General features: G+C 53.4%; 10 protein-coding genes. 1 reads left to right on the forward strand and 9 read right to left on the reverse strand.

The features are described from left to right. Window positions 1-292: 292 nt before the first annotated feature. The 8 genes from allC to AC0YOA_RS19780 all read right to left on the reverse strand — a co-directional run bounded on the left by allC (window position 293) and on the right by AC0YOA_RS19780 (window position 10,251). On the reverse strand, window positions 293-1,576 hold the full coding sequence (gene allC, locus AC0YOA_RS19745; protein ID WP_475788048.1) for an allantoate deiminase: 1,284 nt from the start codon (window positions 1,574-1,576) through the stop codon (window positions 293-295). A 30-nt stretch (window positions 1,577-1,606) separates the two neighbouring features. Next, on the reverse strand, window positions 1,607-2,977 hold the full coding sequence (locus AC0YOA_RS19750) for an allantoinase (RefSeq protein WP_475788049.1): 1,371 nt from the start codon (window positions 2,975-2,977) through the stop codon (window positions 1,607-1,609). Between the two features lie 340 nt (window positions 2,978-3,317). Further along, window positions 3,318-4,283 (reverse strand): ABC transporter ATP-binding protein, encoded by a 966-nt coding sequence (locus AC0YOA_RS19755; RefSeq protein WP_475788050.1) that lies wholly within the window; start codon window positions 4,281-4,283, stop codon window positions 3,318-3,320. Further along, entirely contained in the window at window positions 4,276-5,259 is a 984-nt protein-coding gene (locus AC0YOA_RS19760) for an ABC transporter ATP-binding protein (protein WP_475788051.1), read from the reverse strand. The genes AC0YOA_RS19755 and AC0YOA_RS19760 overlap by 8 nt, the downstream gene beginning before the upstream one ends. 13 nt (window positions 5,260-5,272) lie before the next feature. Further along, window positions 5,273-6,199, reverse strand: coding sequence for an oligopeptide ABC transporter permease (gene opp4C / locus AC0YOA_RS19765; protein ID WP_475788052.1), 927 nt, complete (start codon window positions 6,197-6,199; stop codon window positions 5,273-5,275). A gap of 16 nt (window positions 6,200-6,215) precedes the next feature. Then, window positions 6,216-7,169: an ABC transporter permease gene (locus AC0YOA_RS19770; RefSeq protein WP_475788053.1), complete on the reverse strand. Its 954-nt coding sequence runs from the start codon at window positions 7,167-7,169 to the stop codon at window positions 6,216-6,218. Between the two features lie 59 nt (window positions 7,170-7,228). After that, on the reverse strand, window positions 7,229-8,989 hold the full coding sequence (locus AC0YOA_RS19775) for an ABC transporter substrate-binding protein (protein ID WP_475788054.1): 1,761 nt from the start codon (window positions 8,987-8,989) through the stop codon (window positions 7,229-7,231). Window positions 8,990-9,339: 350 nt separating this feature from the next. After that, window positions 9,340-10,251, reverse strand: coding sequence for an ArsR/SmtB family transcription factor (locus AC0YOA_RS19780; protein ID WP_475788055.1), 912 nt, complete (start codon window positions 10,249-10,251; stop codon window positions 9,340-9,342). A gap of 265 nt (window positions 10,252-10,516) precedes the next feature. Between AC0YOA_RS19780 and AC0YOA_RS19785 the strand changes: the two genes are divergently transcribed. Beyond that, the gene (locus tag AC0YOA_RS19785) at window positions 10,517-11,281 is read left to right on the forward strand and encodes an SDR family NAD(P)-dependent oxidoreductase (protein ID WP_475788056.1); all 765 of its coding nucleotides are present in this window, start codon (window positions 10,517-10,519) and stop codon (window positions 11,279-11,281) included. An 89-nt stretch (window positions 11,282-11,370) separates the two neighbouring features. Here the strand turns inward: AC0YOA_RS19785 and AC0YOA_RS19790 are convergent, their stop codons facing one another. Then, entirely contained in the window at window positions 11,371-12,084 is a 714-nt protein-coding gene (locus AC0YOA_RS19790; protein ID WP_475788057.1) for a hypothetical protein, read from the reverse strand. Between the last annotated feature and the right edge of the window lie 71 nt (window positions 12,085-12,155).

Genomic DNA, 12,155 nt, shown 5'->3' on the forward strand with positions numbered 1-12,155 from the left:
AGCCAATGTCAGACGGATATCTCATTGATCCCCCTGATCCAAGGATATCCTCCAATGAGGAAATTCATGCTTTATTCGGCATCTTTTGGACCTCTAGCAAGGAATAACCTCACTGCATCTATTCCTACTGGTAAACACTGGACATCTACTGAAATTCAATGAAAAGACGCCTCCATCGCCACTGTCAGAGTGGTTTTGAGGCGTCTTGTACATTGCTTGGGAGTGAGCCGCTCACTGAACCGCCTTTGGCAAAGGCTGCCTGGCAAAGCACATGGCCGATCCCAACAGGTTGTTATCCTCCTTGCGCGTACCCAAGCTGATAGAGCAGCTCGATCAGGACAGCAATCCCCGCCGCCATATCCTGAGGCAGCGTATATTCCTCAGGCGAGTGGCTGATGCCCCGGCAGCTTGGAACGAATAGCAGAGCTGTCGGACAATACCGCTGAAAAACCTGTGCGTCATGTCCGGCGCCGCTGACCATTCTGCGATAGGAGAGCGACTTGGCCTGGCAAATCTGCTCCAGTCTATGCGATAAACCGTGATCCATCCTGGCAGGCGCAACATCCAGGCTTTTCCGGCAGTCCAGTGATAATCCCCGGATATGTGCTATCTCCTCAAGACGGGTCAATACAGCCCCGCAAAAGCTTTCCAGCTCCGCTTCACCTGGATGCCGGATATCCAGCGTAAAGATTACTTTCCCGGCGACGACATTCGATGTATTGGGCACCGCTTCGATTTTTCCGACGGTAGCGACAAGCGGCTCTCCGAGGCGGAGCGCCTCCTGCTCCAAATAAACAATCATCTCCGCAGCGCCGCTGAGCGCATCCTTGCGCATCCGCATCGGCGTCGTTCCGGCGTGATTGGCCTCGCCACTCAGTTCAATGACATAACGCTTCTGCCCGACAATCGCATCAACGATTCCGATCGTCTGCTCCATGCGCTCCAGGATCACGCCCTGCTCGACATGCAGCTCGATAAAAGCCGCAATATCGTCCCGCCGGCTGGCAGGCTGCTGCGGATTTCCGAATCCTGCCGCCTCCATGGCTTCGCGAAAAGCAATGCCGTTATCGTCGTATATCCCCCGGATATGCTCCTCCCCGCGAAAGCCGGTAATGCTTCCGGACCCCCAGAATGCGATGGGAAACCGGCTCCCTTCCTCCTCGCAGAACGAAACCGCCTCGAGACTGCGCTGCGGCTGCCCGCAGGTTAGTTTCAAATAACGCAGCGCAATCAGCCCGGCGGCAATCCCGTAAATACCGTCATAGCTACCGCCGCAGCGCACGGTATCCACATGGGATCCGGTAAGAATCGAAGGCGCTGCCGCATCCATTCCGGTTAACCGGCCGAAGACATTGCCCGCCTGATCCTGCCGCACTTCAAGGCCCATGCGCCTCATCCGCCTTGCAAGCGCCTCTTGCCCGCCGCGCCAGGCTTCAGAGTAGAGCAGACGGGTAACTCCCCCGTCCGCTTCAGCTCCGAACGAAGCCAGCTCATTAATGATCGTTTCCGCCTCCGCCGCAAACTGCGCCAGCTGCTTCTCGCCGATTGAAACCGGGGTATCCGCTCCTTCTCCCATCGTCCGCCTCCCCCTTCTTCCTGCTTCAACTCACTGCACACTCACCCAATGTCCGTCCGGATCTCCCTGCAGCCCCCGGCCGTTCTCATATACAAGGCGCCCCCGGCTGATCGTCGCTTCGATCCGGCAGCCCATCCTCCTCCCGACATAGGGACTGTGCGGATGTCTGTAGTACAGATCGGATTCGCGCAAAACATATGTCCGATCCAGCGCGATCAGCGCAAGATCGGCATCCGCATGAAGGGCGATCCCGCCTTTCTGCGGGTGAAGCCCGAATCGTTTGGCGGGGTTTGCAGACAGCCACTGCGCCACCCGCTGCAGCGGAATTCCTCTTTTGATATGCGCTTCGTCGATGATAATTTCCATGCTGCTCTGTCCGCCGGAAATCCCGCCCCACAAGGCGAAGAAATTGCCGTCGGCATTTTCCTTCATCGAGCGCGGACAAGGGGAGTGGTCCGAAGAAATCATGTCGATTTTGCCTTCGCAGAGCGCTTCCCACAGCTGCTCCTGCTCCTGCCGGGTTCTTAAAGGAGGCGAGCATTTGGCAAGACCGCCAAGCGTATCCAGGTCATCCGCCGTCAGAGCCAGATAATGCGGACAAGTCTCCAGCGTTACATCGATTCCGCGCTGCTTGGCGGCATCGATCAATTCAACGGAACGGGCGCTGCTGATATGGACAAAATGCAGCGCGCAGCCGGTTTGCTCCGCAAAGAATAATGCGCGCTGCACAGCTTCCATCTCGGCAATGACCGGGCGCGAAGCGATATAATCCGCCTCCGAATGCAGGCCCAACCTCTTACAGCGCTCAGCCAGCCTGCCCGTTATCGCTTCGCTTTCCGCATGCAGGGCCAAAATTTTGTGATGCCTCGCAATCTCCTGCATGCCTTCATAAAGCGTAAGATCATCCGCTTCTCTGAATTCATCCTCCTCCGATGGCGACGGGGATGACATAAATGCCTTAAAGCCGATGATGCCGCTTTGCGCGAGCGCCGCGAGATCATCCCTGTTTCGGGGAACCAGTCCTCCCCATAAGGCATAATCGACGAAGGATTGGCCTTTGGCCGCTTCCAGCTTTTGCTGAAGCGCGGAGATTCGGATAGTTGGAGGATCGCCATTGAGCGGCATGTCAAAATAGGTGGTGCATCCTCCTGCGGCCATGGAGGAGGAGCCATGATAGAATCCCTCCCATTCCCCCAGCCCCGGCTCGTTGAAGTGTACATGCACATCGATCATCCCCGGCATAATATGCAGCTGCGAGGCATCTATCTGGCGGTCGCCTTCGCCATCGATCCGTTCCGACAGCTCTGCAATCCGACCACCGATAATCCCGATGTCGAGCCGTTTTACCTCATCCGCAAGAACCGCCATTCCGCCCCTGACAATCAAATCAAAACGCTGCATGCTTCATCCGCTCCCTCTTCTTCCTGCCGTTTCATGGAATCCCATTTACCACATATGTTATATATACTTACATAATAAAGATTAAGTCTTCCAAAGTCATTATCTATATTTGCCCATTTTGTCATGGCCTTCATGCTTGCCAAGCTGCAACGTAAGCGTATCGCCTCACCTGTTCTGGTGTTTCTCCGCCGTTCTTCCAGAAGTGCAAAAAAACCAGTCAGGTCATGGATTTGACCTGACTGGCATTATTAATGCGATCTCTGGCGCCTGCGCCATTCGCGAAGCGGCTTCGACCGTTATTCGGCTGCACAGGAGTGATCTCCCGCCGCAAGAAGCCCCGCTAAACCAGATGGCAGGCAACATAGTGATTGCCGCCTGCGTCGCGGAATTCCGGCACCTGTTCTTTGCAGATATCCGTGGCGTAAGGGCATCTTGTATGAAACTTGCAGCCCGACGGCGGATTGGCCGGACTTGGAATGTCGCCTTTCAGCACGATTCTCTCCCGCTTCAGCTTCGGAATCGGGACCGGAACCGCCGACAGCAGCGCTTTGGTATAAGGATGCAACGGATTGCGGAATAATTCATCCCGGGATGCTGTTTCCATCATGGAACCCAAATACATGACGCCGATCCGGGAGCACAGATGCTCGACCACGCTCAAGTCATGGGAGATGAACAGATAGGTCAATCCCCGCGTCTCCTGCAGCTTGCGGAAAAGGTTGATGATCTGGGCCTGTATCGACACATCCAGAGCGGATACGGGCTCGTCGGCGATAATCAGATCGGGATTCAGCACGAGCGCCCGGGCGATGCCGATCCGTTGACGCTGCCCGCCTGAGAATTCATGGGGGAAGCGGTCGATATGATAGGATGACAATCCGCAGGAAGCCAGCACCTCCTCCACGCGCTCCCGCACTTCCCCGCCCGAAACCAGACCGTGGTCCAGCAGCGCTTCGCCGATGGCGTCGCCTACGCGAACACGCGGATTCAGCGAGCTGTACGGATCCTGGAAGATCAGCTGCATTTTCGGTCGCAGCTTGCGAAGCTCCTGCGCGGAGAGGCTGTACAGATCGATTCCTTTATACTTCACTTCTCCGGCCGTTTTTTCCGTCAGCCGCAGAACCGTCCGCCCGACCGTGCTTTTCCCGCTGCCGGATTCACCGACAAGACCGAAGGTCTCGCCAGGCTGAAGCGTGATGCTGATATCGTCTACCGCTTTGACCTGCCCCACCGTGCGATTGAGCAGACCGGATTTGATCGGAAAGTATTTTTTCAGATGGTTGATTTCAAGCAGCGCCTCAGACATGAACGACCGCCTCCTCATAGAGCCAGCAGGCGACTTTTTGCTTAGCCGCTACAGCTTTGAGCTGCGGCTCCTTCGACTGGCAGACCGCCATACAGCTTTCGCACCGGTCATGAAAATAACAGGACGGCGTCAGGTCGAGCGGATTGGGAACCTGTCCCGGGATCGAATATAAGTCATCCTGCCGACGGCCCAGCACCGGCTTGGATTTCAGCAGCCCCCGCGTATACGGATGCTTGGGATTCTCGAACAGCTCGACAACCTCGCCCTCTTCAACGATTTTGCCGGAATACATAACGATTACATAATCAGCCATTTCCGCCACCACGCCAAGATCATGCGTAATGAGCAGAATGGACATGTTCGACTCTTCTTTGAACTTGCGGAGCAGATCCAGAATCTGCGCTTGAATGGTCACATCGAGCGCGGTCGTCGGCTCGTCGGCAATCAGCAGCTTGGGACTGCAGGATACCGCAATGGCAATCATGATCCGCTGCAGCATACCGCCGCTGAGCTCATGCGGATAGCTGCCCGCAATCTGCTCGGCCCTGGAGATGCCGACCTCCGTAATGAGCTCAATCGCGCGCTTCCGGGCTGCTTTCTTGCTCATCTTCAAATGCTCGACCAGCGGTTCAATCAGCTGCTCGCCGATCGTCAGAACCGGATTGAGCGACGACATCGGTTCCTGGAAAATCATCGCAATATCATGACCGCGTATGGTACGCAGCTCATTCTTGTCCAATTTGAGCAGGTCACGGCCGTCGAACCCGATCTCTCCGCCCACGACTTTGCCGGCCGGTCCCTCTACCAATCCCATCACCGACATCGCCGTAATGCTTTTTCCGCAGCCGGACTCCCCGACAATGCATACGGTCTCTCCACGTTTGACCCGCAGGCTCACATCGTCAACCGCTTTGACCGTACCCGCTTCGGTATCAAAATATGTGCTGAGGTGATTGATCTCAAGCAGCTCTTTCATGGAAGTCTGTCACCTACCTCTTCTGTTTGGGGTCCAGTACGTCCCGGAGCCCATCGCCAAATATGTTAATTGCGATGACCGTCGCGAATATCGAGAAACCCGGCGGTATCCAGAGCCATGGCCGCTCCTGAAAATCAATCATGTTGTTGGCCGAATCGATCATATTGCCCCAGGTCGGCGTTGGCGGCATGACGCCAAGACCGAAGAAGCTCAGAACCGATTCGCTCAGGATGGCGCCGCCGATATTGAGCGTCGCGATAACAATGAGCAGCGGCACCAGATTCGGCAGCAGATGGTTGAACAATTTGCGCCGGTCGCGCAAGCCGAGCACGACCGCGGCCTGCATAAATTCGCGTTCGCGGAGGCTGAGCATCTGCCCCCGCACCATCCGCGCAAGTCCCGGCCAGCCGACAAAGCTGAGCATCACCATGACAATATACATCCGGTAATCGGTCGGCACCTTCCACTCCGAGAGCATCGCGCCGAATATGAACAATAACGGAAGACTCGGAATCGTAAGCATCAGATCCGCGATCCGCATAATAATTTGATCCGCAATTCCCCGATAATAGCCGGCAATCGTGCCCAGAAGCGCTCCGATAAAGACCGAAAGCACCATGGACGCGAGTCCGACAGTCAGTGAAATCCGGCCGGCCTGAAGCACCCGGGTCAATACATCCCGGCCAAGCGCATCCGTGCCAAGCCAGTGCTTGAGGCCAGGAGCCTTGTTCATCATGGCCATATTGATTTTGTTGTCGGTATAAGGCGAGAACAGCGGTCCGATGAAGCACGCCGCAAACATGAGGACGACGACGACAAAGCCGGAGACCGCCAGCTTATTCTTGAGCAGACGGCGCAGCGACTGCTTCCAAAGCGATGATTTTACCGGAACCGGCTTAGCTTGATTGACCTTGCTCAAACCGCTGCTAATGGTTGACATCCATGACAGCCCCCTTCTACAACCGGACGCGCGGATCGGCAACACGATATAAGATGTCCGATAACAGCGTGCCGATGACCGTCAGAATCGCAATAAATACAGTAAAGCCCATAAGCAGCGGATAATCCCGCAGCGAGAAGGACTGCATATACAGCTGTCCGATTCCCGGCCAGTTGAATATTTTCTCAATGATGAGCGATCCGCCGAACAGCGCCGGAAGCTCGAAGCCGACCAAGGTAATAGCCGGCAGAAGCGCGTTTCGCAGCGCATGCGTAAACAGCACTTTTCTTTCCTTCAGCCCCTTGGCCCGCGCCGTACGGATATAGTCCTGCTTGAGGACGTCGATCATGCTGCTGCGGAAATATCGGGTCAGCGAGCCGAGTCCCAATAGCGTCATGACGATGACCGGAAGCGCCATATGATGGATGACTTCCTTCACATAAGCCATTCCGGTTGCGTTGCTTCCCGTCGTCAGCATTCCGCCGGGAGGCAGCCATTTCCAGTCGACCGCCATGATTTTGATCAGGAACAAGCCAATGAAGAAGGACGGGATCGACATGGCGGCGAATATCCCGACCATCACCAGCGTATCGAACCAGGAGTACTGCCGGTAAGCCGCGACCACCCCGACAATCACGGCGATCAGCCAGGTCAGGAACGTTGATACAACCGCCAGCAGGAAGGAATTCCAGACATATTGGTTAAACAGCGTAAGAACGGGCTTCTGCTGCGCCAGCGAATAACCGAAATCCCCGTGAAAAGCATGCTTCATCCATGTGCCGTAACGCTCCAGAAGCGGCTTGTTGAGGCCGTAAATCTCCCGCAGCTCCGCCTTGCGCTCCGGCGTCAGCTTGATGTTGCCGGTGATGAAATCACCTGGAGTCAACGCATACAGGCTGAAGATCAGAAATGTAGCTGCGAGCAGTATGACGACCATGTATGTCAATCTTTTCGTTAGATAAGCGCTCATGACCGGCTCCTTAAATGGCATCCCCCGCCCTTAAGCATATAAGGCAGGGGACGGTTTATTTATTTCAGGGTCCAATTCGGCAGGCTGGCGGCAAGTCCGTTGAAAGGACTTACAGACAGGTTCTGAATCCGGCCGTTGTAGGCATACACCGATTTCTTGTAGTTGGTGAAAATTACCGGAAGCTCATCGTTCAGAAGCTGATAAATTTCTTTGTAAATGGCTTTGCGCTGCTCGATATCGAGCGTCGCCAGCCCTTTGTCGTACAATTCCTTGAATTTCGGATTGTCGTAGCCCTTGATCTCTCCGTCCACGAACATCAGCAAGCCATCGGACGGATCGGTCAACAGCGGCGTCGAGAAGGATACGAGATCGTAGTCTCCGCCTTCCACCTTGGATGACAAGGCATTAAAGTCCGCGAACACTTCCGGCTGGAAGTCGACGCCAATCGCCTGAAAGTTTTCTTTGGCGACAGCGATAAAGATATCGGTGTTTTTGCTTTTGGAGCCCAGGTAATGAATGGACAGCTTCTTGCCGTCCTTCTCGCGGATGCCGTCCGCGCCCGGAACCCAGCCCGCTTCGTCCAGCAGCTTGTTCGCCTGATCCGGATCGTATTTGTACGGATTGATTCCGTCCTCGGTATAGGACCAAGCAATCGGTGACGATGGAATATTGGCGATGGAAGCGGCCCCCTGGTTGGCGTCAACATAAATACTTTGGCGGTCCAGTCCATAGGTGATCGCCTGCCGCACTTTTTTATCCTTCAACGCTTCATGCTCCAGATTGACCTGCAGATATCCGTAGGTGCTCGGCGTGTAAGAGAGAATATTAACGAACCCGAGGCTTTTCAGCTTATCAATATTTTCCTGCGTTGCTGTGAACGAGGCATAATCGACTTCACCGGTTTCAATAAACTGCCATACATCGCCTTCCGACGTTTTATAGATAAAATGCTCCGTTGCCGGTTTCCCTTTGTAGTAATTCTCATTGGCTACAAGCCGGACTTCCTGACCGGGAATGAACTTCTCCAGCTTGTACGGGCCGCTGCCGACCGGTTGTTCATGCATCTTCTTGATGTAATCCAGCTGGCCGAATTTATATTCCTTGCCGTAGTAGGCTTTGGACAGCACATCGGAGCCAAGCGTCAGCAGCGCTGCCGCATTCGGTTTTTCCAGCGTGACGGAAATCGTCAGGGGGTCAATCACCTTGATGCCCTCAATGCTTTCCGCTTTGCCTTCTTTGTATGCCTGGCCGCCTTTGACAAGCAGCGTTGGCAATTGGGAATCGCCGTCATAGGCTTTGTCATGCAGAATCGTCCAGGTGAACGCTACATCATCAGAGGTAATCGGCGTCCCGTCGCTGAACTTCAAGTCTTTGCGAAGATGGAAGGTGTAAGTGAGATTATCGTCAGAGACATCCCAGCCTTCTGCAAGAGCAGGCTGCGGGACTCCTTGATCGTCAACCGTAACCAGCGGCGTATAAAGCAGGGAAGACACATTGCCGTCATAACCGCTCTGTTGAAAATAAGGCGTGAACGCGCCGCTTGGATCCGTCAGGCCTACAATGATCGTATCTGTACGCTGCTGGGCCGCAGCGGGAAGTTTGGACATGTCGCTAGCCTGAATCGTCGAGGCTGTACCTTGCGCCGCATCGGCAGGTTCTTCTGTGCTTGCATTGCTGCCGTTCGCTGCCGCCGGAGCTGCCGGTGCATTGTCAGCAGGTACATTGCCAGCCGGTGTGCTGCTGCTCTTATCCGAGCATGCGGATAACAATAAACTGCCGATAATCAATACGGTGGATAATAAAGCAACGCCCTTCTTCATAACAACCTCTCCCATTTCAATTAAATTTTCTTTTTCTCAAAATATAAGAAAGTTAAATTTGGTCTAACGGTTTCTTATATTTCCAAGGTGAAAAGTCTTGGCTGCACCCCGTAAAGAAGGCGTCAACCGTTCTTCTCGATAATTCCGATAATATAAGTATGAATTAACTTCAATTATTTATATTATAGAAACCAATTGCGGTTCTGTAAATAGAGAACTGAAAAACATTTCCTAAAAAAGAGAAAATATTTTAAAAACAAAAAAACCACTCCCTCCGGAAATGGTTTGCTGGCATTCTTATTTGACTCCATAAGCCCGGTGATGAAGGGCGGAGAGGCTATTTTTACGGACTAGCTCTGCTCAATATATGCGATCAGTCTGCGCTGCATATGCTCCAATGCGCCAGGCCTCAGGGTGTATTCAACCAGTGTCTCGCCCTCAAAATAGGCCCGGATCATCCCTGCGCTCCGCAGCTTCGCAATATGATCATGCGTAATCCCCTTGGATAAATTCAAATGCCTCACGATTTCTATAAAGCTGCGGGGACCCTGGTGAAGATAGCGTAATATTTTCAGCCGGTTCTTCTCTCCGAGACTTCGGATCATCCGGTATTCCGGCGCGGGAAAATAATCGTCATCGGCAAAATAGATTCTTGCGGAATAATGGCAGAGCGTTAATTTGCCGAAATTGCAGATCACATTCAACGGCTGAAAATGATGCTGCGGGATGAGGATCAATTGTTCCAGCCCGTTCGCCGGTTTAAAATGCAGCCCGTTGGTTGTTTGGTCGATAAACTCATCCTGCTGAAGCCCCAATAACGCTTTCTTGCGGTCAAGAGTCTCCTCCCTTAACGATTCAATGATAGCCGGATCGATATGCCGGAAATATTGCTCTTCCCACTGCGACAGCATCGACAAGGTGCGGGAGCGGAATTTTCCTTTGTTGTCGGGAAACTGGTTGCTGTACTCCGATATAAGCTCGTAAAGGTCGCCGGATGACAATCCTTCCAGCCAAGCCAGGAAATCCTCGGTGCTTCCACAGCCGGGGCACAGATGAACGAGCAGAGAGGTTAATTTCCAATCCCCGTCGATCTCTGTTTGATCGAGGAAGGAAGCAAATTCAGGCGTCAACCGCTGACGGGTTTCTTTGGCCCACTGCGGGGCCAAATCAATCTTCTTATATGATTTTCGACATATGTACGTATGCAGACTATTGAGAAGTTCATATATGGGCCCAAACTTCACGTCTATCTGGTAATCCATCTCTCACGCTCCTTTCTTTCGCTTTCTGTTAGGCGTATTCTACAGCAGACTTTACGAAAAACGCAAGAGGAATGTGTAACCATCTGCGTTACAGACCCATGCAAACTCCCTGTCCGTATGCCGTTCAAAGGTACCGGCATGGCCGCATTAGTCCTGTTAACCATACCTGGTATGAATAAACGGCGTACTTTGCAAATCCGCGATTATCGCCAATAATGAGGCTGTAAGAACATACGGCAAACAAAGCTGCGGGAGGATGAACACAATGAACATTTCTTTGAACGGCAAAGTCGCCATTGTCACCGGCGCAGGGCGCGGAATCGGACTTGCAACCGTCAGAGCGCTGGCTGAATCCGGAGCGGACGTCATAGCAGCTTCGCGTCAGATAACGGCAGAGTTAAAGGAGCTTGAGGATACCGGCAAGGTGCTTACGGTTATAGCGAATGCAGCAAAGGCGGAAGGAGCGGAGCAGGTCGTGAAGGAGGCGCTAAATCGCTATGGACGGCTGGACATCCTCGTTAACAATATCGGCGCAACGGATACCCGTTCCGGGGAAGGCTTCCTTCAGCTGTCCGATGCCGACTGGGCGGAGATGATGGACGTTAATCTGATGAGCGTTGTGAGGACAGCTCGTGCTGCGCTTCCCCATCTTACGTCGCCAGGAGGGGCAATCGTGAATATTTCCTCAATGAACGCCGTCATGCCTAATCCGCGGATCATCGCTTACAGCTCAGCCAAAGCCGCTGTCACGAATTTGTCCAAAAATTTAGCCGGCGAGTTCGCATCAAGAGGCATTCGCGTCAATACCGTCGCACCGGGACCGACCCGTACGGAGATGTGGGCGGGAAGAATACCGGATAGCGATGAAGATTCCAGGAAAATGGCTCTTGATCTGGGCATCTCCTTGGGGCGTTTTGCCGAATCCGATGAAGTTGCCAGTCTTGTCGTATTCCTTGTTTCCGGTCACGCGTCCATGATTACAGGGGTGGATTATATTATCGATGGCGGATTGGTCAAGACCATTCACTAACGAGTAAGCCGCATGGGTATGACGGAGGATAAGCGGCGGCAATCATTATACAATTTAGGTCTGTATTCATTCCAAAGCCTGCGGATTATTCAGTTGGCCGGTTTGCGTACAGCCTTATTGCCGGTTTGCAAACTCACGGATTTGACGGAATTCCGCCGTCTCCATATCAGTACGCCGAGGGAGAACAAAAGCAAGCAGCCAAGAATGATCCCCCACCTGATCAGCGTTGGTTTGGCGATTGCCGAAACATGACCGGAGGAGTTATTCTCCCCATCCCTGCTCCAGCTGAACTGGGTGCTGGTCTGATTAAAGACAACTTCCTGCTCCCGGTCCGCAAACTGAATATGGGCCATATTTATATGATGGACGAACCCTTCTACCTGAAAGAAACGGTAATTAATCTCAAAATCTTCAACCGGCTTCGCAAATTTATATTCGATTTGGGCCATGATCATCGGCAGCGTGCCTTTCTCCGTCATTACTGTTTGCCTGATCAACGGCTCGCCGGCCACGCCTCCGCTCAATACCTGAAGATTGGAACCCATGAACGCATCCAGTACCGCTTCCTGTTCCTTCACTTCCTCCGCGTCGACATAACCGTCCGTATTCAGATCCAGTTCGACGAACTCCTGAAGCTGGTAGGGGTCCATATAGAGCGAATATTCGATGGTGTCTGTTCCGACGACGATCTCCGAGTAGCCGATAGGCTCAAAATGGGCGGACGAAATCTGGGGCAGGATCGGCAGCATGCCAAGCAGGAGAATCGCGATTTTCACATATGCATTTATCTTCTTGGCAGTCACAGCAATACTCTCCTCTCAGGTATGGATTTCACTCACCAAACAAATAGCCGGGAATACAGGCAAGCGCCCAT

It is taken from the genome of Paenibacillus sp. JT22N12 (assembly GCF_056269365.1).

What these genes read in the sequence shown, in the direction of transcription:
- AC0YOA_RS19780 (WP_475788055.1), bottom strand. Translation starts at nt 10,251, where the DNA reads ATGGATTACCAGATAGACGTGAAGTTTGGGCCCATATATGAACTTCTC.
- AC0YOA_RS19770 (WP_475788053.1), bottom strand. Translation starts at nt 7,169, where the DNA reads ATGAGCGCTTATCTAACGAAAAGATTGACATACATGGTCGTCATACTG.
- AC0YOA_RS19785 (WP_475788056.1), top strand. Translation starts at nt 10,517, where the DNA reads ATGAACATTTCTTTGAACGGCAAAGTCGCCATTGTCACCGGCGCAGGG.
- opp4C (WP_475788052.1), bottom strand. Translation starts at nt 6,199, where the DNA reads ATGTCAACCATTAGCAGCGGTTTGAGCAAGGTCAATCAAGCTAAGCCG.
- AC0YOA_RS19755 (WP_475788050.1), bottom strand. Translation starts at nt 4,283, where the DNA reads ATGTCTGAGGCGCTGCTTGAAATCAACCATCTGAAAAAATACTTTCCG.
- AC0YOA_RS19775 (WP_475788054.1), bottom strand. Translation starts at nt 8,989, where the DNA reads ATGAAGAAGGGCGTTGCTTTATTATCCACCGTATTGATTATCGGCAGT.
- allC (WP_475788048.1), bottom strand. Translation starts at nt 1,576, where the DNA reads ATGGGAGAAGGAGCGGATACCCCGGTTTCAATCGGCGAGAAGCAGCTG.
- AC0YOA_RS19760 (WP_475788051.1), bottom strand. Translation starts at nt 5,259, where the DNA reads ATGAAAGAGCTGCTTGAGATCAATCACCTCAGCACATATTTTGATACC.
- AC0YOA_RS19750 (WP_475788049.1), bottom strand. Translation starts at nt 2,977, where the DNA reads ATGCAGCGTTTTGATTTGATTGTCAGGGGCGGAATGGCGGTTCTTGCG.